Below are 24071 nucleotides of genomic sequence, written 5' to 3'. Positions count from 1 at the left end.
GAGTCAGATGCGGCTGAATGCGTTAAGCGTCACTCAGCAGTTTCTGTAAACGTAAGCGGGTGATTTTATTTTGCTCAGCCGCCGCATTGACCAGCTCAGTAGCGCGATCATTGGGCAGGCGTGCTAACAATAAATCGAGCATTTGCTGCGCGCTCTTACCAGTGGCAAATACGATAAAGATAAAGCCAAATTTATCAAGGTAGTCTTGATTGCCTTGTGCCAAAGCTTCAATCACCTCGTCATTGGCATCATTGGCACCCGACTGCTCATGGGCAGCACTGTCTTGAGTATTGCGGTATTTTTCTTTTAACGAGTCGACGTTACCGATTTGTGGATGACCATCAAAAGCCTCTAGTAACTGGGCTTCTGCTGTCTGTGCTTGTGCCCAAGCATCATCACTATGGGCAAGTAGTGTAGATATATCTGAAAAAGGACGTTTTTTTTCTAAAGTCTGCGCCCAATGGGTGCTGGTACAGCAGGTCAATAGATGTGAAATTGCCTCAGCTGTTGAGAGCTCATTAAACTGCTGTAAAGATAATTTCACTATGACATCCTTTTCTTTGCTGACAAAAGCGGTGGAGTAACATTTCTCGATAACATCTCATGCTAAAGTAGTATTTATCGATTAATAATTGGTTTACTATGAGCTATTCTGCTTAAACCTGACCATTTGGTCAACTACTTTATGCAAATATTTTATTTAGGCTGGTGATATTCCATAAAAATTAGCATATGAATCCAGTTATTGGCTGGGATATGGCTCTTTATTCATCACAATAATGACAGGTAACATTAATCATGGCTCAACATAACGATATAGAACCACAAGCCGCGTCTGACGCACCTGTACAGCGCAATCAGCAAGATATCCGCGCCCACAATCAAACCGTCATTTTGGCGGCGGCAGAAGAGGAGTTCGTGCTGCAAGGTTTCCGCGGTGCGACGATGCAAGGTATTGCCGATAGAGCTGAGCTGCCAAAAGCCAACGTGCATTACTACTTTAAGAATAAAAAAAATCTGTACCAAGCAGTGCTGCATTCTATTATTCAAGAGTGGAACGATGGCTTAGTCACCATGACAGTCGATAGTGACCCTAAAACGGTCATCGAAAAGTTTGTCCGTACCAAATTGCATCAAGCGTTTGCTCATCCCAATCGCCATAAATTATTTGCGCTGGAAGTCATTGGCGGTGCCCCGCACCTGCATGAATTTATGTCGGCGACCATGAAGGCGTGGGCGCTAGACAAGGCACAAGTGATGAAAACTTGGCATGAGCAAGGTAAGATTGGCATCGCTGACCCTTTACAGCTATTGATTTTGATTTGGGCAACGACGCAGCGATATGCAGAATTTGAGACAGAAATTGTCGGTTTGATGGAAAAGAGTGAGTACGATCAGCAGGATGAAGCGCGGGCGGCAGACTTTTTAGTGCCGTTTATTTTGCGTGGCTGTGGTCTTGAGTAATGCTTATTTATTATTATTTTACGTCTATAACATGCCATTAATACGAAAGCACTTTAAATGTTTTCGTATTAAGGCGCGCTAAAAGAGTCAATGTGCAGAACCAGAACAGCAATGCTGATTGGTAAAGAATTTGACTATTCTAACGTACGTTTAAGAAGCCTTTTGTCTAAGAGGCTTTAGACCGTCATCCAGATGTTGTTCTACCGTATCAAATTCGACACCGTAGTTTTTGGGCAAAATCATATCGAGAGTAATGGCCACAATACCTGACATAGTAACTGCCGAACCAAAGATATTACGGAAAAGCTGCGGCGCCTGTGCGAATACATCAGGAACAAAAGCCACGCCCATGGACAGACCTAGCGAAGTGGCAATGATTAAGATATTGCGATGGGTAAAGTTGACCGTTGATAGGATGCGAATACCAGCGGTCGCTACCGTTGCAAACATCAATAACGTCACGCCGCCAACGACTGGTTTTGGCAACTGGGTAAAGATAGCACCCAAAATAGGAAATAGCCCCATAGTGAACAAGATAGCCCCAACATAAAAGCCCACATAGCGACTGGCAATACCAGTCATCTGAATCACGCCGTTGTTTTGGCTAAAAGTCGTCACTGGGAAGGTATTAAACACCGCCGCAATTAATGAGTTGACACCATCACCTAATACGCCACCTTTAATGCGTTTCTCGTATAAAGGTCCTTTGATGGGTTCGCCCGATATCATCGAAGTCGCCGTCAAATCACCAGAGGTTTCAATACTGGTAATGACATACATAAAGGCGATAGGAATAAAAGCCTGCCAATCAAACCCAAAACCAAACTTGAATGGCACAGGTAGCGTAAAGATAGGGGCATCAGAGACCAAAGAGAAATCAATACGTCCCATAAGAATGGCTGCGATCAGACCAAGCATCAGCCCTATAAAAATAGCACTGGAGCGAATGACTTTATTATTAACAATACTAATCAATACCACACTAACCAAGACCCCGCCACCGAGCAGCAGATTCTGTATACTCCCGAAATCTTCAGCGCCCACGCCGCCTGCCAAATCCGTCAGACCAACCTTGGTTAATGACAGACCGATAGTCACAATCACACAACCCGTCACGATAGGGCTCATCAGAGATTTGAGTCTGGTGATGAATTGACTTAAGAAAATCTCAACGAAGGCACCAAGAAAGGAGACGCCAAAGATAACAGAGAGAATCTCCTCCGGACTCCCGCCTTTGTTTTTTACCACAAAACCTGCCGCCAATACCGCGGCCAAGAAGCCAAAACTGGTTCCTTGTAATGCCATAAGACCGGAACCTACTGGTCCAACTTTATGGGTCTGAATAAAGGTAGCGACCCCTGATACCATCAATGACATGCTGATGAGATAAGGGATATGTTCCCCCAAACCCAAGACGCCGCCTATGATTAATGAGGGGGTGATGATACCGACAAAGCTGGCAAGTACGTGTTGTACTGCGCCCAAAAAGGCTTTTGTAGGGGTAGGGCGGTCATGCAATCCGTATAGTAAATCGGGGTTTCCTTGAATGTGTTCGCTCATCTTGGCTTCCTCCTAAAGTGACTTTTAGTCCAAGCTCTGTGGAGAGAGCTAAGCATTGTGATGAGTTTAGAGATGGATATCGACACACCGTTTATCTTCATATTGCTTAGTTGTCTTACAAAGAGTCGCACTTATCCTTGTGCTAATAAATATCAGCAGCTAGCTATTATTTATCAATATGACTAATAGTCGTAGGTTTAAACCTGACTAATTGGTCAACTATCTAAGGGTATAGTGAAAGGGTTGGCTATTGCAACGTTTTTTTTCATGTTGATGGCTTTATTTCTGAAATAATAACAGTCTATTAGACGAACATAGAGCAGTGGATTTGGTTTGCTGGCTATTTCTACTCGTCTAAAAACAGTAAGCAACAAAACGGAATAAGCCAGCTAGATTTAGCGCTATTTTTTAATATTAAATTTCTCGCATTAATTATTGCCAAATTGTTAATACTTCGTTATTATGCCTCTCATTATTTAAATGCTAACAATTATCATTAACATTGTTATTCGTATGAAAGACTTTGGCTTTGTCAAGACTCCAATCGTCTAAAAAATGGTTTTCAACAATAAGCGGTGCAACTGCCACAAGCTGTGCTCAACAGTAAATAGCTCTTAAAAATTCTAATTTGTGATAGTCAATAAGGTGAGTGTGTTATGCGTGAAGTAAAGTTATCAAAACTATCTAGTCAAATGACGGTATTGTCCATGGGCGTGGCAGCGGTATTATGGTCACAAGCAGTCAGTGCAGCACCTGCAGAAGACATGCCAAGCACCACGTTGCAGACCATTACGGTGACAGCCAATAGCTCAGTACGTGATAAAGTGCAAACCGATTCTGTTTACATAGAAGACTATACGCCAGCACAGCAAGCAAGCCATTTAAGCGATTTCTTAAATGTGGTGCCAGGCGTGACCATAGGCGGTACGTCATCGGTCAACCAGCGCATTCGTATTCGCGGTCTTGAAGACAGCAACCTAAAAGTCACCATTGATGGCGCGCGCCAAGAAGGCAAGCTGTTCTATCATATGGGCGATATCACCATTGATCCTGATTTGCTCAAACAAGCGGATGTGGCAGTGGGCAACAATTCTGTCACGCTCGGTAATGATGCACTTGGCGGCGCGGTTGCTTTTAAAACGGTCGATGCCGCTGACTTACTTAAACCTGGTCAAAAGATTGGTGCCAAGCTAAAAGCAGGTTATGCCAGTAATAATGATGAGCTACTGACGTCAGCCACAGTTTTTGGCGCACCATCTGATAATGTCGATTTATTGGCTTATTATGGCAAGCGTGATACCAGCTCGGGTGAAGACGGTGAAGGCCGTGAGTTGTTTGAAGACAGTGAGAGCGAGAGCTTCTTATTAAAAGCCGGCGCCTATGTTGGTAATGACCATCATGTAGGCGCAAGCTTTAGCCGTACTGATAAAGAAGGGACTTTCCCATTCCGTCCGGATTTTCCAAGCCTCGGCGATGATCCAATCCCGCAAAAAGTAAAGCGTGATACCTATACGCTTGATTATAACTTTAACCCAGCAAGCTCGCTGGTTGACGTTGATACCACCATTTATCAAACCGAGACCCAAATTTCACGTGATAATGACCCGAAAACATCGCCAGGCTATGATTGGGATGCAAAAGTGAAAACTACTGGTGGTAAGATCGAAAACACCAGTGTAATTGATGCAACGTCAGGACGCCATAAACTGATCGCAGGATTAGAGCACTATAAAAAACAGTCAGATTTTTACACCGCTAAAGACCGTGCAACAAAACTGCCCGCATCAGGGGAAGATAGTGCTAAAAATACCTCAGTTTATTTAGAAGACCAATGGCAAATGGGTAAATTTAGCCTAACGCCAGGCGTGCGTTATGACCGCTATGAAGCACCTGATTTTATTGCTGGTGGCAAAACTTACGATAATGTTGTCGGTGCACTTGCCGCAAGCTATGAGATTGCGCCGAGTACGCAGGTTTTTGCTAGCTATACTCAGCTGTTCAATGGCCCAGATTTAGGCCAAGCTATCTTCAATCGAGATGGTGCTGGCACAGTGGTTAACAACGACCTAAAAGCAGAAGAGGGTGATAACGCTGAAGTGGGTGTCGTAACCACCTTGCGTGATCTCACTACGGCTAATGATTCGCTACAACTAAGCGGTAAATACTTTGAAACCAATATCGAAAACTATATTGAATTTATACGCTCAGGTCTAAGCTGTGGACCAAACCTTGGGAATGATTGCCAAGGTGCGGTCAATAAGGACGAAGATTATAAAATAAAAGGTGTTGAGCTGGCCGCTGATTATAAAATGAATAACTTTAGCATGGGTTTAAGCTATGCTCATGCGCGTAGTAAAGGTGAAGATACGGGTTATAGTTTTTATTCACAAACAGGGTCAGGATCAGATGCAGGTGATAAATACATGGTCAATCTAGCGTATCAGCCAACTGATACCACTGAGCTTGGCTGGCGCAGTACCTATGTAGCCCCTGTTACGCAAACCTTTATACTTCGAGGTGACGTTACGGAGCTTAAGAAACCGAGCTATGATGTCCATGATATCTTTATGAGCTACTCTCCAGCTCAAGTAGATGGCTTGAAAGCCACAGTTGGGGTTTATAACCTGTTTGATGAAACTTATGCTAGCCACGGTTCGCGCTTAAATCCAGCTAATGCTACGGCTACAGATTTTGAGATGGGTCGTAATATCAAAACCTCTTTGACCTATCAATTCTAATCTAACTGTTATTGGTAATATCTAAAAGCTAGCTGTCTTTGTATGAGAGCTGGCTTTTTTATGGTCAGTAAATGATGAAGCATGTGATAGCAATTACAACTTTTTTTGAATACCAATCAAAATAACCAATGAATAAAGAAACGATGAATAAAAAACCAATACTAATGACTTCATTTCCCCCTACGTTGCGTCAGAGCTGTTTATGGATTCATCGTTATACTGGGCTTGCGATGGCAGCTTTTTTGATCATTGCTGGTATCACGGGCACGCTATTGGCGTTTCATGATGAGCTAGATGATGTGTTTAATCACAAGCTGGCAAATATTGAAGCGCAACACAAGCTGCCACTACCGATCGCCACACTGCATGATGCTGTTATCAGCGCTTATCCACAGTATCAATTTTCTAGTATGCCAACGTCAGTAGAGCCTAACAAATCAGCGGTTTTTTCGGTAGATAGAACGCGAGGTCAGGCAGCAGATAATGCTCCTAAAGCCCCATTTCAAGAGGTATATGTCGATCCCTTTACTAGTGAAATCATCGGTACGCGTGATAAAGAGGCGTGGGCATGGCGCAATACGATGTACAAGGTATTCTGGTTGCACCGTGATTTATTGCTAGGTGATATCGGCAAATTAATACTGGGTATCGTGTCTTTAATCTGGACGATCAATTGCTTTATTGGCTTTTATTTAACCTTTCCAAGAGCAGTTAGTGCCAATAAATCTCAACAAGCAGCATTGAGAAAATCATCTGGTAAACCCCGCGCTTCATTTTTTAAACGCTGGCTGCCTGCTTGGAAAATCCGTCGTAAAACCAATGCTTTTAAACTCAATTATGACTTGCATCATGCATTTGGCTTATGGCTGTGGTTGATGCTGTTTGTCATTGCGTGGTCGAGTGTCGGTTTTAATTTAAAATCGGTATATCAGCCTGTGATGCAAGCAATGGTGGGTCTTGAAGGTAGAGAAGGTAAAGGAGATAAACAAAAGAAGCCTGCGATGAATACGGAATCTAGTAGTGATAAGGCGACTACTATTGGCACTAATATGAACAGTACTAATAAGGTAGACAAGGCTAACAGTATTGCTTATTTAAGCAGGCAGGCAGAGATCGCCGCGCAAAAAAATGGCGTCAGCATCCAGCAGCTATTGGGAGTGCGTTGGGTAGAAGAGGACAATCAATGGCAAATGCGCTTTAAAACCAATAAAGATATCGGTAAAAAAGGCGGTGCGTCATCTATCACCGTGGATGCGGCGACTGGCAAAGTTGAAAAGGTCAATTTTGGTTATCAGAGCGCATTTGGTAATCAAGCTGATCAATGGATGGCAACGCTACACATGGGTCATATCAGCCATGGCGTAGGTCATTTGTTGTATCAAATATTTTTAGCATTGACGGGGTTAGCCGTGGCGGCCTTATCTGGCACAGGTGTGTATTTATGGGTCAAAGGGCGTCAAAGTCGGTTAAAGCAAAGGCAAAAATTGACGGTTAAAGACAACTCTTTGAAGCGATTACGCGAAACCAGCCATTAAAGAGCAACTATAAGATATGCTGTACTTAAACCGCATCGACAATCACTGGGCGACCTTGATGACTGAGTACGGTAACATCGACGTTATACAGATTCTTCATGGTTGCTTGGGTGATGACCTCTGCAGGTTGACCGACAGCCATTACCTGACCCTCTTTCATAGTGACTACGATATCGGCAAATTGTGCGGCTTGATTGATATCGTGCAGCACGATGACCACCGTTTTTTGCTGAGTATGGCTTAACTCGCGCAATTCACGCATCAAGCGCCCAGCATGATACATATCCAAATTATTGAGCGGCTCATCGAGTAATAAATACGGCGTATCTTGGCAAACAATCATCGCAATTAACACCCGCTGACGCTGACCACCCGATAGTGTCGATAAAAAACGCTCGGCTAACGGCGCAAGCTCAAAACGTTCGATAATTTCTTGCACTTTTTGCTGATCGTCCGCCGTCGGTTGCCCTTGGTGATAAGGATAGCGCCCAAACATCAGCAGCTCATGCACGCGCAGTCGCCCTTGTACTTGGTTGTCTTGTCCAAGCATCGCCACAGTTTTGGACAAGGTTCGCGCATGACAGCTAACAATATCACGTTCCTCATTATCTACAGCGAAACTGACCTGTCCCGACTGTAGCGGTTGCAAACGTGCCATCACCGAAAACAACGTGGATTTACCGGCACCATTGGGACCAATCAGGGCAATCACTTGTGCACTTGGTAACGACAACGTAATGTTATGAAGAATTTGCTGTTTGCCAATATGGTGCGAGATGTTATTAAGTTTAATCATAGTGGTTCTTATTTTTACAAAGGATCTAATTTTTCATTACTATATCAATGGCCAATTAGATAATTGGCTACTAGGTTAATGGTTACTAAATAATCGCGGTCTTAACGACGCTGAGTCATAAAAATCAATATTAAGAATACCAAACCACCAGCCAATTCAATGACCACCGATAGTACCCCTGCCATGCCCAATAGTTGCTCAAATATCGTCTGACCGAGTACCAAGCAAATCATCGCCACCAAACAGACCAATATCAGACGCTCGCTGTGATACATATGGCGAGCGATACGATTGGTTAGCGCACAAACTAACAGACCAAAGAAAGTCACTGGACCGACCAATGCGGTTGCCGTGGCGACCAATGCCGCAATGACCGTTAATAGTCCAAACGCTAGGTGTTGATAATTGATACCGAGGTTAATGGCTTGTGATTTGCCAAGCATCAATACGTCACATTGATAACGCCAGCGCCAGATAAACAGTGCGCTAATGGCACAGATAACAATGCTGATACCGAGCAGCTGCGGATTGACCGTATTAAATTGCGCGTAACTGGCAGATTGCACGACGACGAAATCATCAGGATTAATTAGCCGTGCAATCAGCGCCGATAAGCTGCGAAACAATACACCAAATATCACGCCGACCAATATTAGTCGCGTCAGATCCTGACTGCTTTTTGAAAACAGCAGCTTAAATAATAATAATGACGCGCCAAACATTAAAACAATTTCAAGGGTGAATTTGGCAAGAGGATTGATACTGGTAAAACTTATTGCGCCCAAAAAGAAAACCAACAGGCTTTGTAATAAAACGTATAGCGAGTCAAAGCCCAATAGTGATGGCGTCAGGATAGGGTTGTGGGTCAAGGTTTGAAATAATAAGGTCGATACGCCAATCGCATAACCGACCACCATTAACGCCAGTAACTTTTTACCTCGCAGTGGTAGCGTAAAGTCCCAATGGCCGTTGACATTGACTGTCAAAAATAGGATGGTTGAGATCAGCAATATGATAGCGGCAATGGATTTTGGGTGATTGACTATAAATGTCCAGAGTCGCGCAAGACAACTTTGTCCAAAAGTAGTTTTGTCGTTATTTTCTGAAGCACTGTTATCTATAGTGTTATTGGCTGTGGTGTTAGGCTTAGACGGTGAAAACATGCGTAAATCCTATAGTGCTAGGCTTATCTAATCAGACAAAACAACGATAAAATAGAGAGAAGAGGCAAAGAGGTTTGATCAGTTGTTATGAATAAAGAACTTTATGGCGAGTTATTTTATTGTTCAGCAGGCGCACGTAATAACAGCCATAAAAACAGTACCGTACCAACGACCCCAAAAACCGTCGCAACAGGCACTTCAAATGGATAGCGTATCGAGCGTCCAATAATATCGCACAATAGCACTGCCGAAGCGCCCAATAGTGCCACCGCTGGTAAGCTACGGCGCAATTTATCTCCCATCAATCGGCTGACGATATTAGGCACGACCAAACCAATAAAAGGAATCATTCCAACAGTTACAACGACAACCGCACTCATCATCGCCACCATGCCAACGCCAATCCACGTCACTTGTCGTTTGCTGATGCCTAAATTGAGCGCGATATTGTCACCCAAGCCGACGATGGTCAGCTTGTCAGCAATGATATACGCCAGCACGCACAATCCGCCTGTCAGCCATAGCAGCTCGTAACGACCTGCTAAGACGCCAGAGAAATCACCAAATTGCCAAACGCTGAGCATCTGTAACGATTCAGTTTGATAGGCGATAAAGGTCGTCACTGCCTCGATAATGCCACCGAAGACGATACCAATTAGCGGGATCATCAAAAAATCCGTCGGCGGAATGCGGTAGATCAGTAGCATAAACAGCATCATGCCAAATACCGCGGCGATGGTAGCCACACCCATTTTGACAATGAGCGCACTGGCTGGAAATAGCAGACTAACCACCAGTAATCCCAGTGCGGCGCTTTGAGTTGCACCGACCATCGATGGCTCAACGAAGCGGTTCTTGAGCACCACCTGAATAATTATTCCAGCAACTGCCATGGAAACACCGGTCAAGATAATAGCGATGGTACGCGGTAGGCGACTGACCAGTAGCAGTGAGCTGTCGGAGTTGGCGCTATGGTTGATAAGGCTGTGAAATATACCTGACCACGAAAAATCAGCCACACCAATTGATAAGCTTAATAACACCAAAAGCCCCATAATAATGAGGCTGCCCGTGTTGATGACCCACGGTGGTATAGAAGCACGGCGATTTTTAGAGCTTAGACCACGGCTTGCGCTTTTTTGCCAACTCGTTGATGCGGCTGGTAAAGTAGGGCGGGCTTTAACGCTGGTCTGCGCACGAGAGGAAAATAATGGCATATCAGCTACTGGCTTAAAGTGAGGGTTGGCAACTGACAGTGATGACAGTTGCCTAAAAACGAATGACGCTTATTTAACATGTTGCTTGTGTAGCATATTGCTTATTTAACGCATTATTTATTTAGCGTTAGCAAAAGCCTCTTTAATGGTCGTCAAATCCTGCATCCATTGATAATAACCGCCAAAGGCAAGGTATGAGTCTGGGCTAAGGTAAACCACTTGATTGTTACTCCATGCGTTGGTTTGCGCGACCAGTGGATTGTCCAATACGGCTTTGGCACCAGCACCATCTTCACCAATGGCGGCACTGCGATCGACGACGAATAACCAGTCTGGATTGGTTTTTTGTATGTATTCAAACGAGATTGGCTGACCGTGGCGTGCATCGGCGATTTGGTCATCTGCCATCGGAATATCTAGCACGGTATGGATAAAACCGTAGCGGGATTTGTCGCCGTAGGCAGATAGCTTATTGCCATTGACCATGACCACTAAGCCTTTACCTTTATCTTTGGTTAATGTTTTAGTCTCATCAATGAGCCCGTCGATATTGCCTTGCAGTTTCGCTGCCTGAGCACTCTTACCGAACAATGCACCCAAATCATGCAAACGCTGCTTGCTCGATTCATAGATATTTGCGGTATCAATCGTCATGTCGAGCGTTGGCGCAATACTAGACAGCGCATCATATTTTTCTGCCATGCGTGAGCCGACCAAGATAGCTTGCGGCTGCATCGCGTTCAACGCCTCAAGATCTGGCTCAAATACGGTGCCGACTGTTTTTGGTTCAGGCTGTGTCTTAGACTGTAAATTGTCTAATTTTAGACCGCTTGGCATACCATCGACAGCAACATCAAGCGCGGCCAAATCCTGCATCAACGTCATATCATAGACCACCAACGGCGATGGATTCATTGCCAAGTCGACATTACCTTTTACCGTGTCGACCGTGATTTTTTCAACAGAGACCGCATCGTTATTAGCGACATTCGAGGCATGATCTGCTGTTTGATTTTCAGTCTTAGCGTCAGCGGGCTCGGAGTCGTTAGATTCAGGTGAGCTACAACCTGTCACACTGATCGTAGCAACCAGAGCGGTCACCATGGCAGTCAGTAAAGGGCGTTTGAAAAAAGGAGTAGAGCGGTTAGGCAATAAAGTAATAGACATAAATAACTCGGTATATCAGCTGGTTGGACAAAGGATGTATCAAATAATCGGTCATATAAAAGTAAAAAGGACTTCATCGATGTGATGCTTCACACCATACAATGCTCGACGGTATTACTTTTGACGTTATGATTTTTTATGGGTTGTTTTTACGCTTAGCTATTGAGACGTTCAACATGCCTTAATATCTTGAGATTTTGTAATCTTAAAGATTCGCAGTCGATTAGGGGCTATGATAAATTAATTGAGACTCATTATCAATACAAATGATAATGGTTTTTATTACGTCACTTTATTTATGATTTGTGGCGGCCTTGGCAAAATAACTCTGTATAGCGATATTTGAGAAAGGATGGTCGAATGATTAAGTAGGTTTTGCTTATTAATAACGCTAAAAGATAGGCCGATTATTTGCCTAATAAGTAAAATTATTATAAATTTATTATTGATAATAATTATCGTTTGCATTATTATCTACGCCATTCTACCTCGGTTAATGAATATTAGGGTGTTATGAGTTCAACGGATTTAGACGCGCCACCACTTAAATTGATACTCGCAGCTATTATTATAGTGGTGGGCTTGCACGTGCTGACGGCAGTCGCATTGGTGGCGATCAAGACGCCTGAGATAAAAGTTGAACCAAAAAAAGACACACCACCTATCGAGATAGAGATGGTGACGTTACCTGTCAAAACAGCCGTCCCTGAAGTAGAAAAAGTTCAGGAAGTAAAGCCCAAAAAAGCAGCGCCTAAAACAGAGTCAAAACCTGAACCTAAAAAACAAGCACCGTCAAAACCTAAAGTAGCTCCAGTAGTGAAGGCTAAGCAAAATGCACCAGAAAAACCGGTGGTAAAAGCCAAAAAGGCTGATATAGCACCTGTCGTAAAAGTAGAAAAAAAGAAGCCTGATATTATTAAAAAAGAGGTGTCGAAAAAGCCAATAGTAGAATCGAAGGTGGATACCTCAATGGCTGATAGTCAACGTGAAGCTGAAGAACGACGTAAAATGCTAGCAGCAGAATCACAAAAGGCCGCTCAAGAAGCCCATGATAGAGCAGTGCAAGACGCTAAGAAAATAGCCGATGCCAAGGCTGCCCGAGAGGCTCAAGCCGAAGCGAATGCCAGAAAAGCAGCAGAAGACAAAGCGGCTAAAGATGCCGCGCAAAAAGCCGCAGCCGCTGCAAGTAATGAACCTGTGAGCTTTACTGCTAGTGCTGCAGACTGGGCATCAGCGCCAAACTTTAGCTTTCCTACTCGAGCCGCTCGTAGAGCATCTTCGGGTGATACATTCAAAGTGGTATTGATATTAAGAGTGAATAAGCAGGGCGGTATTGATAGTGCCCGCGTTGCTCAATCTTCAGGCAATTCAATAGTAGATAAAGAGGCGCAGCGTCAAGTAAGCTCTGGAAAATTCAGACCTTTTACTAAAAATGGCGTGCCAGTCGTCGGTAATGTCACATTACCTGTTACTTATAATGTGCCATAAATAAATGGTTATTAGTACCAAGCATCGGCGCAATCGCAAATAATCGAACAATGGTAATAAAATACAAAGGAGTCTGACATGGACTTTATGCAATACTGGCAAATCAGCGACATGGTGACAAAAACTTTGTTCTTTTTGTTGCTTGCTTTATCTATTCTTTCTTGGGTTACTGGCACCATTCGTGTGCTACAAAGCCGCAAATTGGCCGCCAATGTTGCAGATGATTTGAGTCAGCAGATTCAAGTAAAACAGGCTGAGATGATAGCAGCAGATGCCACTACTCGCCGTTTGGTTACTGAGCAGATCTTGCTCAAGCATATTGGTCGTTACCGTTTTGCCAGTGAGCGCGGCTTACCTATTCTTGGGACGACGGCAGCAATTGCGCCATTTATTGGTTTGTTTGGGACGGTATGGGGTATTTTTCATGCGCTACATAACATTGGCATGAGTGGGCAAGCAGGCTTGGGACAAGTAGCAGGGCCAGTCGGTGAGGCACTTATCATGACAGGTTTGGGGATCGCCGTGGCGATTCCAGCCGTGGTATTTTATAACCTTGCAGTGCGTATCAATCGCCGTGTGATGTATCACGCCAACGATAGAGCGCATGACTTATTGGCACGTTCTGCCGAAATGGTCGTTACCCAGCAGCCGTTAACGGACAGCAAATCGACTGTTACCCAAGATCCATTAGCAAAGGGTATGCACTCAAACACAGCAGATGCTCAGCAAGTGACTCATTATCATAATTCAGCCGCGTCGCAGCCTTAACGACTATCCATTGATCGGGCAGTTCGTTAGGCGATAGTCAAGCGAGCTATATTGCGAATAACCAAATGTATTGAGAGTGATTATGGCATTTCAATTGGGTGATGATGACAGTCAAAGTATGAGTGAGATGAACCTCATTCCGCTTATCGACATCATGCTGGTATTGATGATTATATTTCTATTGACGGCGACCGTACTGAATCCGACAGTGCCACTAGAGCTGCCGAAGACCAGTGCTGCGTTAAATGAGGCGCCACCAGAGGCTATTCAAATTAGCATCGATAAAGACGCAGGGATATTTTGGGACAGCGATGCGATTAGCATGGAGGAGTTAGAGGCACGGTTACAACAGCAAAGTGCTGGAGGTAAAGACCCTTCTGTACAATTGCGTGCTGACAAAGACAGTAAATATGACACGGTCGCTCAAGTGCTAGCCGCTGCCAGTCAAGCAGGACTTACGAAGATAGCCTTTGTCAATGAATAAGGCGAGTCTATAAAAGACGTGATTATCATATGATGTTTGCTAGATAGCCAACCATCAAAAAGGTAGCTAATATAATAATAAAACAAAAATAATAAACTTTTCTCCAGCCTCAATGAGTACTTAAACCTCAAATTAAGTACTCATTGGGGTTTTCTTTTTACCAGCCATAGCCAAAGGGATGATAGCCGTAACCGAAGCGCCCAGGCCCGTAGCCAAACGGATAAGGCGAACGTAGGTAATCGAGATCACGTTGACGGATATAGTAGTAACGTCCTTGCGCGTAAGCTTCTTCTAGCTTTTCGATGCCTTCGAGCGGACAAACGGGCTGCCAGTCGTAGCCTTCGCGACCAAGTTTATAAGCATTGAGCTCGGTGCAGTAGCTTTTGAGACCTTGCTGTCGCCCTTGCTCCCATTGTATGCGGTTGGGCAGGGGACCACCTACCTTTGCGCAGCTATCAGCATAATGACCGAAATAAGCACCTGAACGCCCTTGTAAGCCATCAGCATAGCCGACTTCTTGCCAGTTGCTTTCCTGACATTGCTGCGGGGTAAGATTTTGCGTCGTTGCACAGCCTGATAGGGTAAATAATGCAGCGCCTACTAGCGAGAGGGTAAGCCCAGTTTTACTCATGAGTTTATGGACACATTTGCTCGCTAGTGAAGCGGTCGATGAGTTTCGCTTAAGAAGATAATTCATAATAAACCTGCGCGCGTTTAAAATTATGGTTTATCATAGCACTTTTTGATGATGACAAATTTTTGTATCTCGTTATTATGCTGTTTTTTATTCGAGTTAAGTGTTTGATCTATTAGCACATATAGCCAAGCCATCGAGATTCGAAAACGTGAGTGATTGGTGGTTATCAATTCATCATGCTTGATTTTTAACGGTTCGTGCTCATTATAAGCTTCTATATAGTAGCCAGTATTTAGATAATCATTCGTGAAACAGCCGCTCATTAGAACGCTACTGGTTAGAAAATGACTGGTTAAAAAGTGACTGCTCAAACAATCAATGATGGCTTTTTTATAGTTAGCTGGGCAATCACTGTCTTTGTTGTAGCCCGTTGTATAGATAGTAGCGGTTTTATTTTTTAGTACATTTTCATTTATCCAAAAGGCCGGACCATCATGGGAACATTCATTGGCGTTATCATTGTACTATTTGTATTAGGGAGTATGATGGCGCTCAAACCTAACGGTATCGATCAGCGTTTGGATAAGCTGCGCATGACCGCGCGTCGCTTACAATTGAATCCAAAGCTGGTGAGCTGCCCTGATTGGATCAAAGGTAAAGACAACGAATATGGGCGTGGAATGTTAGGTCAATACTGTTTAGTGTTAGATAATGTGCAGCTGCCGCACACGCGCTATCAAGTGATTGATGGGCAATGGAGACCAGATAGTAGTTTTGTCGATACAAGCAAAGATGATGTTAAGCTCACGATTCCAAGTGCGATTCGTGCTAATAACAGCACTAATAATACGATTATCAAGAAGACCAATTTTAGCTTGGATAAAGCGCCGCTAGACTTGCCAATCAGTATTGAGCCGTTTGTTAAAGGTTTGCTGACTAAGGCCAATAGTATCGTGATTTATTGGGAAGATATCGCTTATGTGCGTCCTTCATCCAATCCCGCTTATCAGCAAAAATTGATTGAAGCAGATTTGTTGGTGCTCAAAAAACAGCTTGAACAATGGGCGTCAGAGATGCAAAAGCGCCTATAAAACGGCTACAAGGTAGAAAATAATTTTTTAATCTCCATTTATAAGCAATATGCAAGCACTTTTGGCAAACTCTCAGTCATTTACAGTTGACAGTGTAATGCTTAGCAGTGTAACGTCTTTATAACTGACTCTTTATCTTATGGTTATTGTTTGTTTTATAAACGTTTTTTTTAAGCAGCTATTACTATAATGATTCACCGCGCTACTATAACTCACAATTATAAATTGCCATGCTGCTGTATTTATTCTTACTTTTAATTTACTCATATAATAATGGTGTCGTCACATATGGCAAAAACCGCAACCAAAAAAAGTCCAGCGCCCGCTGCTGGTAATCCCAAAGGCAGTCCAAAGGGCAAGTCTTTGGTGATTGTAGAATCACCTGCCAAGGCAAAAACAATCAATAAATACCTTGGCGATGACTTTATCGTGCGCTCCAGTATTGGTCATGTCCGTGATCTGCCGGTTGGCGCAAGCAAAAGTGCAAAAAAACCAACAACGACTAAAAAAGATGACAGTCTAAGCAAAGAAGAAAAAACCCAGCAAGCCTTGGTACGGCGCATGGGCGTCGATCCAGAACATGACTGGGCAGCAGTTTATGAAGTATTACCAAATAAAACTAAGGTCATTAAAGAGCTTAAAGCCTTAGCTAAAGACGCTGACAAAATCTATCTAGCAACGGATATGGATAGAGAAGGGGAAGCGATTGCGTGGCATCTTAAAGAAGTCATCGGCGGCGCTGACAGTAAGTATGAGCGTGTGGTTTTTAACGAGATTACCAAGTCTGCTATTCAAAATGCCTTTAAGCAGCCGTCCAAACTTGATATCGACCGTGTCAATGCTCAGCAAGCACGGCGCTTTTTAGACCGTGTCGTTGGCTTTATGGTATCGCCGCTGCTGTGGCAAAAGGTTGCTCGCGGTCTCTCTGCAGGTCGCGTCCAGTCCGTTGCTATGCGTCTGGTCGTAGAAAGAGAACATGAAATTCGCGCCTTTATACCAGAAGAGTATTGGCAAATTCATGCCGATACTCACGTTGCCAGTAGCAAAAAGGACGCTGAGCAAATTGCGATTCGCTTAGAGGCGACCAAGCAAGGCAGCAAAACGCTTAAGCTCGTTAATAAAGAGCAGACAGATAAAGTTTTAGAAACTCTTAACTCAAGTGACTTTATCGTCAAAGAGCGTGAAGAGAAGCCAACGCAATCGCGTCCGAGTGCGCCATTTATCACCTCGACATTGCAGCAAGCAGCCAGCACGCGCTTGGGTTTTTCAGTTAAAAAGACCATGATTTTGGCACAGCGCTTATACGAAGCGGGTCATATTACTTATATGCGTACCGATTCGACTTTCTTATCTGGTGATGCACTTGCTGCGGTACGTGGCTATATCGAAGACAGCTATGGCGCAAAATACGTACCAGAAAAGCCAAATTTCTACGGCAACAAACAAGGCGCACAAGAGGCGCATGAGGCGATTCGTCCTTCTAACGTCAATATGAAGTCAACGCAGCTTAAAGGGGTTGAGCGTGATGCCATCCGCTTGTACGAGCTGATTTGGCGTCAGTTTGTCGCTTGTCAGATGCTGCCAGCAAAATACTTGTCAGTGAATCTATTCGTCGCTGCCAATGATGTCGAGTTAAAAGCACGTGGTCGTACGTTAGTATTTGATGGTTACACCAAGATTATGCCACCAGCAAAAACTGACGATACCTTATTACCGGACGTGAAAAAAGGCGATAAATTAATACTAGATAAGCTCGATCCGAGTCAGCATTTTACCAAGCCGCCACCGCGCTATACCGAGGCAAGTTTGGTGAAAGAGCTTGAGAAAAAAGGCATCGGTCGTCCATCAACTTATGCGTCTATCATCTCGACCATTCAAGATCGCGGCTATGTGAAGCTTGAAAATAAGCGCCTGTTTGCTGAAAAAATGGGTGATATCGTCACCGACAGACTAACCGCAAGCTTCCCAGATTTGATGGATTATACCTTTACCGCCGCGCTAGAAGACAAGCTTGACCATGTCGCAGAAGGTGATACAGATTGGAAAGATGTCCTCGATAATTTCTATGGCGACTTCAAAACAACGCTTGATCGCGCCAAAGAAAAAGACGGTATGCGTCCAAATGATCCAACTGACGTACCAGACGTGCATTGCGATCTTTGCGATCGTCCAATGCAATTACGTACTGGCTCAACGGGTGTATTCTTAGGTTGTACTGGCTATAATTTACCGCCAAAAGAGCGCTGTAAAGGCACTAAGAATTTAATGCCCGTCGAAGCTTTTGCCAATCTTGATGAGGCAGAAGGCGATGATGAAGCGGCAGAAGTTCGCGATTTGATGGAGAAAAAGCGTTGCCCGAAATGTAGCACGGCAATGAATGGTTATATCGTCGATGGCGGTCTGAAACTGCATGTGTGTGGTAACAATCCTGATTGTGATGGTTATGTCTTAGAAGAAGGCAAGTTCGAAGTGCCTGGCTCTGATTCTCCAACCATTGACTGTAATAAGTGCGATGGACAAATGGAGCTAAAGACGGGACGTTTTGGTCCTTACTTCGCTTGTCAGCAATGTGATAATACGCGTAAAGTGCTAAAAACAGGCGAAGCCGCACCGCCGCGCATGGATCCTATTCATCTGCCAGAGCTGAAATCAACCAAGCACGATGATTACTTTATCTTGCGTGAAGGGGCAGCTGGGATGTTCTTGGCGGCGTCTAAATTCCCGAAAGTACGCGAGACACGCGCACCAAAGCTGGCTGAGCTACGCGAAATCAAAGATAAAATGGAAGATAAATTCCAGTATCTTTTTGAAGGTCCAGATGAAGATCCAGATGGTAATCCAACTATTCTACGCTGGTCACGTAAGAAGAAGGAGCAATATATTGGCTCTGAGAAAAACGGTAAGGCCACACGTTGGGGTGTGTATTGGCGTAATGGCAAATGGGTAGAGGAGTAAGTCTGTCTTACTTTTACCATCAATCGCTTTAAACAATAAAAAGACCTCTTAGAATCTAAGAGGTTTTTTTGTGCTATTCATATTTGTGATATCAATAACAGCTAAGTTCAGATGCTATTAGTTCTTTTCGATGATACCGCAAGCAACGCGGTCGCCTGCATTACCAGCTGGTTGGCTAGTATAGTCGTCAGCACCGCTATGTACAATAAAGGCTAGACGATTAACGCTATATTTACCAGCATCAGCGACAGAGATTTTTTTATTCACATAGTTAATAGTAGCCACGCCATCTGCATTGGCAGTGAGGTTAGGCAAGTCTCCAGCATGACCATTCATATCATCAGGATTAGAGTGAGGCTTATTGTCAGGATTAAAGTGACCACCTGCCGCTTTACCCATATCAGCACAGCTACCTGTTTCGTGAATGTGTAATGATACTGTCTTGCCCGGCTGCAAATTCATCAGCTTACCGTAGACTTGTACGCCGCCATCAACTGGACGTAAGAATACTTGACCCACTTCATTTTTATTACCAGCGACTGCATTAATAGTAGATTTTAAGGCAGGTTGGCTAAGTGGATTGCCAGTTTGCATTTGACCTTCGACGGTTTGGCAACCCGTCATTACTAACGCTGAACCACATAATAGGGCACTTGCAAGCATCGTCTTATTCATTATTATCTCCATTTATATTTAATATTTAGTTATTTTTGATAAAAAGCTAACTCTTGAATGTTTATAGGTAAGTATCTTTTGATTTCTATAAACATTCGTTAATGTCGTCATCAGTATAGCTAAGGATTAGATATAGTTATTCATCAAATGCGCAACAATCGGTTAATAAATGTAAGTATCGTATGGGTTTGAAAATTGTTTACGGTATTTTCTTTACTTCGTTTTGCCATACTAAAGTTTCGCCAGTTTCCATTGTTTGCAATAAATTATAGCGAGGCATATCAGTCTGATCGTCTGCTGTTGGCGATATTGATTGTGAAGGTTGCAAACTCAAACTAAGAGTGCTCTGGCTATTACTAATAAGCTTAGCAAGCTCGCCCTCAATTCTATTACCAGTAACACCGCAGCCCATGAGCGTTTGTGGTCCCGAGCCAACTAGCAATGTATAATCTTTCATCAAAATATAAGGACCACCGATACCATTGCAGCTAGAACTAAAAAATGCGTATTGACTATCGTCATACCCTCTAAGTTTTAGCGACACTGGAAACTCTGGATGATAAAAATGACCAATAGACTCTCGAGATATTACCTGCCCTTTGTCATTAACAGTATTACGAACGGCGCTAACCAGCCGCCAGTCATAGTGCTCTAATAATGCCTTATCAATAGGGAGTCCAGTCGGTTCTTTAAATGTCCTAGGCGTACCATCAAATGTTAACGTATTGCCATTTTCGATTTTAACGACCAAGTTTTTCGATGTCATTTGAGTATTAACGAGTTTGCTTTTTGCGACTGATAATAGCTCAATATCTAACTTAATAATATTATTATCGTTAGGAAATAACTTTTTGATATTTGTATTACTTACTTTGTTTTCAGGAGCAGTTTTGCAGGTCGAGGGTCTTTCTCTGAGCTCGCTACCGTACTCAAAAGGCGGTGCGGACATCCAGACGAATTTGATAGCAAAATGTTGGCAGCCTTGAAACAAGCTTAACGAACTGGGCGCTACTGCTAAAGTAATCGGTGTATCATTACTTATATTAATAAAGTTACTTTGCTGATCTTTTACTTGTATTAACTTCCACTCATAATTACTTGCCCATTGAAGGGTATTTGCTTCAGTGGCTGTTTCGTTAGCTACCACTACAATTTTTTCTTCCAGCTTTTCAGTTTTTATGATGGGCTGATATGATACTAGGGTAGAAGTGCTAGAGCCAGTCACCATTGAGTTAGTAGGTATAGAGTTATCTTTTGCAATATTGGACTGACAGCCTGCTAATACTGCTGGAAACAAAACAACAAGCAATAAGGATAGAGTTAAGCGGTTTAAAATCAGGTGGTTTAACATTATAGCTATTACCAAATAAACATTTGTTTAAAATATAGCACAGAGTTTTAACCAGATTGTTTTTTTATTTTTGCCAAAAAAAGCCGCCCATCGTTATGATGAGCGGCTTTTTGATTTATAAGACTGGATTAGTAACTAATCAGATTAGTTATGCAGTGCTTTCCCTGCAGTTTTATCGACCGTTACTTTCGCAGGCTTAAGCGGAACTGGCATACTGACCAAGGCAACTTTTAATATCTCATCAATCGTTGCCACTGGCTGAATGGTCAGGCCCGCTTTAACGTTATCAGGGATATCGGCCAAGTCACGCTCATTAGTCGCTGGAATCAACACATGCTTGATACCGCCTCGATGAGCAGCTAGTAACTTCTCTTTGAGACCGCCGATACGCAGGATTTTACCACGTAAGGTTATCTCACCTGTCATGGCGATATCTGGGCGAATGGCAATGCCCGTTAAGGCAGAGACCAGCGCTGTCGTTAGCGCACCACCAGCAGAGGGACCGTCTTTCGGGGTCGCACCTTCTGGCATATGCACGTGGACATCCGTGGTTTTAAAGGTCTCATAATCGATACCTAAGCTATCACCGCGAGCACGTACCACGCTCATGGCAGCGCGAATCGACTCTTTCATCACATCGCCGAGTGAACCCGTAAAGCTGAGCTCGCCTTTACCTTTCATCGCGACGGCTTCGATAGTTAATAACTCACCACCAACTTGTGTCCAAGCAAGACCCGTAATACGACCAATCTCAGGCTCCTCTTCTGCTAGACCGTAGTCGTACTGATGGACGCCTAGATAGTCATCGATGTTTTTGTCATCGACCACAATTAGCTGACGTTCTGCTTTCTTCGGAGCACGTGCGCCATGGGTTTCAACCGAACCGCGAACGACTTTACGGCAGATTTTATTGACTTCACGCTCAAGGTTACGCACACCAGCTTCACGCGTATAGCTACGCACGATGCTATGTAATGCCGCTTCAACAATCTCAATTTCGCCTTCTTTGAGACCGTTATTCTTAATGGCTTTTGGCACCAAGTATTTCTGCGCGATGTTGACCTTTTCTTCTTCGGTATAACCCGGTAGACGAATGACTTCCATCCGGTCAAGCAGGGCAGGCGGGATATCCATGCTGTTGGCAGTACAGATAAACATCACTTGCGATAAATCTAAATCCATATCTAAATAATGGTCGTTAAAAGTATCGTTCTGTGAGGGATCTAACACTTCAAGCAATGCTGAGGCTGGATCACCGCGGAAGTCTTGCGCCATTTTATCGATTTCATCTAACAAAAACAGCGGGTTTTTAACTTCAACTTTGGCCAGCGATTGAACAATTTTACCCGGCATCGCGCCGATATAAGTACGGCGATGACCACGGATTTCCGCTTCATCACGCACGCCGCCAAGCGCCATACGTACAAATTTACGACCAGTCGCACGGGCAATCGACTCACCCAACGAGGTTTTACCAACACCTGGAGGACCGACTAAACAAAGAATCGGACCGCGGAGTTTTTTCACACGTGATTGTACGGCGAGGTATTCTAAGATGCGATCTTTCACATCTTGCAAGCCGTAATGATCTTCGTCCAATACCGTTTTTGCTTTTTCTAAATTGATGGAAACCTTGGTTGTGGCATTCCACGGTGTGTCCAAAATCCATTCAATATAGTTGCGCACCACTGACGATTCACTCGAGGCAGGTGGCATCATTTTGAGCTTTTTCAGCTCTTGATCCGCTTTTTTGCGCACATCTTCTGGCAAGTCGGCATCTTCTAGACGCTGCTCTAGCTCAGCCACATCATCTTCGCCATCGAACGCACCATCATTCATATCTGACAGCTCATTTTTAATGGCTTTCATCTTCTCGTTTAAGAAGTATTCGCGCTGATTGTCTTCCATTTGCTGACGGACGGCTTCTTGGATATCTTGCTCGATATTTTGTTCAGCACTCTGCTTAACCAAATATTCGGTTAAAGTATTGATATGGGTTTTAAGGTCATCATTTTCTAAGAATGATTGCTTAATATCTAAATCCATCGACACACGGGTCGAGATGAAATAAACCAGCTCAAGCAAGTCATCGATACGTTTTGCCACACGAGTCAGTTCGCGAGCATTACGCAGACGCGCATCGGCATAGCTTTCAAACAATGTGGTTAATGCTTGAATCGTGTTTTTCTGCTGGCTCTCATCCATACTGACATCAAGGTCAGCACGCTCAAAGCTTGCCATCAATAATGTGTCGTGATTTTCTATATTATCGACACGGGCACGATATTGACCTTCGATCAATACTTTGATGCAATTCTCATCACTGTCATGCGGCATGGTACTGACGATGCGACACACCGTACCGTATTGATACAAGTTATCTTGATCGATGTCTTCAGTCAGCGAGTCTTTTTGTGCCACGACCAAGACTTTATTACCATACTCAGCCTGTGCCAATTCAACGGCCTTTACCGATGGCTCACGACCGACGAACAAGGCAATCTGCATGTGCGGATAAACGACGACGTCGCGCAATGCCAGTAGTGGTAAATAGTTTTCTGTACCGTCACCTTTTATACTATCGTCTTTTGCGTCATCGTTTTCAATAGTGTTGTCCTTGTCGTCACTATCTTTATCATCACTATCTTCAACGCGATCAGCTGTTATAGCTGTATCACCTGTCGTATCGTCAGGCGCGTTGTCTCGCTCCTGATCATCAGCAATAGTAGATGAAACGTCGACATCGATGTCGATATTGTCTTGGGCAATTTTATGTTCACTCATATATTCTTCCTCGTTCACCAGACTTGTAAAGTCAAGTTCGTGGTTCATGTTTAGATAAATGGTGCTCACCGATAAAATTGCAAGGCTTGTAGGCAAAGTCACACGCTTATCTGCGCAAAATAGTTATATCTATCTAAAGACTGCGAGTCATATTGTTATTCATAATTTTAAATATTAGCTGAAATTCAATGTATACAG

At 43.7% G+C, this 24071-nt stretch carries 18 protein-coding genes; 8 read left to right on the top strand and 10 right to left on the bottom strand.

What is annotated here, in order from left to right:
• Window positions 1-22: 22 nt before the first annotated feature.
• Entirely contained in the window at window positions 23-544 is a 522-nt protein-coding gene (gene uraD, locus JMW64_RS10335; protein WP_201554574.1) for a 2-oxo-4-hydroxy-4-carboxy-5-ureidoimidazoline decarboxylase, read from the bottom strand.
• Between the two features lie 254 nt (window positions 545-798).
• Between uraD and JMW64_RS10330 the strand changes: the two genes are divergently transcribed.
• Entirely contained in the window at window positions 799-1464 is a 666-nt protein-coding gene (locus JMW64_RS10330) for a TetR/AcrR family transcriptional regulator (RefSeq protein WP_201554573.1), read from the top strand.
• A gap of 150 nt (window positions 1465-1614) precedes the next feature.
• Here JMW64_RS10330 and JMW64_RS10325 read toward each other — a convergent pair whose 3' ends face one another.
• Entirely contained in the window at window positions 1615-3024 is a 1410-nt protein-coding gene (locus JMW64_RS10325; RefSeq protein ID WP_055124608.1) for a uracil-xanthine permease family protein, read from the bottom strand.
• Between the two features lie 656 nt (window positions 3025-3680).
• On the opposite strand from JMW64_RS10325, the gene JMW64_RS10320 reads away from it, so the two are divergent.
• Together JMW64_RS10320 and JMW64_RS10315 are read left to right on the top strand one after the other, a co-directional pair.
• Window positions 3681-5762, top strand: coding sequence for a TonB-dependent receptor domain-containing protein (locus JMW64_RS10320; protein WP_193008655.1), 2082 nt, complete (start codon window positions 3681-3683; stop codon window positions 5760-5762).
• Window positions 5763-5926: 164 nt separating this feature from the next.
• On the top strand, window positions 5927-7297 hold the full coding sequence (locus tag JMW64_RS10315; RefSeq protein ID WP_201554572.1) for a PepSY-associated TM helix domain-containing protein: 1371 nt from the start codon (window positions 5927-5929) through the stop codon (window positions 7295-7297).
• A gap of 25 nt (window positions 7298-7322) precedes the next feature.
• Here the strand turns inward: JMW64_RS10315 and JMW64_RS10310 are convergent, their stop codons facing one another.
• The 4 genes from JMW64_RS10310 to JMW64_RS10295 form a co-directional block, all read right to left on the bottom strand.
• Window positions 7323-8093 carry an iron ABC transporter ATP-binding protein gene (locus tag JMW64_RS10310; RefSeq protein ID WP_201554571.1) on the bottom strand — a complete coding sequence of 257 codons (771 nt, stop codon included), beginning with the start codon at window positions 8091-8093 and terminating at the stop codon, window positions 7323-7325.
• A 101-nt stretch (window positions 8094-8194) separates the two neighbouring features.
• A complete protein-coding gene (locus JMW64_RS10305; RefSeq protein ID WP_201554570.1) occupies window positions 8195-9256 on the bottom strand; it encodes an iron chelate uptake ABC transporter family permease subunit in 1062 nt (353 codons plus the stop codon).
• A 116-nt stretch (window positions 9257-9372) separates the two neighbouring features.
• Window positions 9373-10473: an ABC transporter permease gene (locus JMW64_RS10300; RefSeq protein ID WP_265089808.1), complete on the bottom strand. Its 1101-nt coding sequence runs from the start codon at window positions 10471-10473 to the stop codon at window positions 9373-9375.
• A gap of 117 nt (window positions 10474-10590) precedes the next feature.
• Entirely contained in the window at window positions 10591-11640 is a 1050-nt protein-coding gene (locus JMW64_RS10295; RefSeq protein WP_201554569.1) for a siderophore ABC transporter substrate-binding protein, read from the bottom strand.
• A gap of 513 nt (window positions 11641-12153) precedes the next feature.
• On the opposite strand from JMW64_RS10295, the gene JMW64_RS10290 reads away from it, so the two are divergent.
• The 3 genes from JMW64_RS10290 to JMW64_RS10280 all read left to right on the top strand — a co-directional run bounded on the left by JMW64_RS10290 (window position 12154) and on the right by JMW64_RS10280 (window position 14380).
• On the top strand, window positions 12154-13128 hold the full coding sequence (locus tag JMW64_RS10290; protein WP_201502713.1) for an energy transducer TonB: 975 nt from the start codon (window positions 12154-12156) through the stop codon (window positions 13126-13128).
• Between the two features lie 78 nt (window positions 13129-13206).
• Window positions 13207-13896: a MotA/TolQ/ExbB proton channel family protein gene (locus JMW64_RS10285; RefSeq protein WP_201554568.1), complete on the top strand. Its 690-nt coding sequence runs from the start codon at window positions 13207-13209 to the stop codon at window positions 13894-13896.
• Between the two features lie 82 nt (window positions 13897-13978).
• Window positions 13979-14380 carry an ExbD/TolR family protein gene (locus tag JMW64_RS10280; protein WP_045444454.1) on the top strand — a complete coding sequence of 134 codons (402 nt, stop codon included), beginning with the start codon at window positions 13979-13981 and terminating at the stop codon, window positions 14378-14380.
• 157 nt (window positions 14381-14537) lie between these two features.
• Here JMW64_RS10280 and JMW64_RS10275 read toward each other — a convergent pair whose 3' ends face one another.
• Entirely contained in the window at window positions 14538-15011 is a 474-nt protein-coding gene (locus JMW64_RS10275) for a DUF2799 domain-containing protein (RefSeq protein ID WP_201554567.1), read from the bottom strand.
• Between the two features lie 500 nt (window positions 15012-15511).
• On the opposite strand from JMW64_RS10275, the gene JMW64_RS10270 reads away from it, so the two are divergent.
• Window positions 15512-16108, top strand: a complete 597-nt coding sequence (locus tag JMW64_RS10270) for a hypothetical protein (RefSeq protein WP_201502710.1) — start codon at window positions 15512-15514, stop codon at window positions 16106-16108.
• 288 nt (window positions 16109-16396) lie between these two features.
• Entirely contained in the window at window positions 16397-19063 is a 2667-nt protein-coding gene (gene topA / locus JMW64_RS10265; RefSeq protein ID WP_201554565.1) for a type I DNA topoisomerase, read from the top strand.
• A gap of 117 nt (window positions 19064-19180) precedes the next feature.
• On the opposite strand, the gene JMW64_RS10260 is transcribed toward topA, so the two are convergent.
• The 3 genes from JMW64_RS10260 to lon form a co-directional block, all read right to left on the bottom strand.
• Window positions 19181-19738, bottom strand: coding sequence for a superoxide dismutase family protein (locus JMW64_RS10260; RefSeq protein WP_045444459.1), 558 nt, complete (start codon window positions 19736-19738; stop codon window positions 19181-19183).
• A gap of 199 nt (window positions 19739-19937) precedes the next feature.
• Window positions 19938-21089 (bottom strand): META domain-containing protein, encoded by a 1152-nt coding sequence (locus tag JMW64_RS10255; RefSeq protein WP_201554563.1) that lies wholly within the window; start codon window positions 21087-21089, stop codon window positions 19938-19940.
• Window positions 21090-21233: 144 nt separating this feature from the next.
• The gene (gene lon, locus JMW64_RS10250; protein ID WP_109589636.1) at window positions 21234-23666 is read right to left on the bottom strand and encodes an endopeptidase La; all 2433 of its coding nucleotides are present in this window, start codon (window positions 23664-23666) and stop codon (window positions 21234-21236) included.
• Window positions 23667-24071 lie beyond the last annotated feature (405 nt).

The sequence above is a fragment of the Psychrobacter immobilis genome (assembly GCF_904846065.1).
Taxonomy (GTDB): domain Bacteria; phylum Pseudomonadota; class Gammaproteobacteria; order Pseudomonadales; family Moraxellaceae; genus Psychrobacter; species Psychrobacter immobilis_H.
This window is presented reverse-complemented; position numbering and strand designations above follow the sequence as displayed.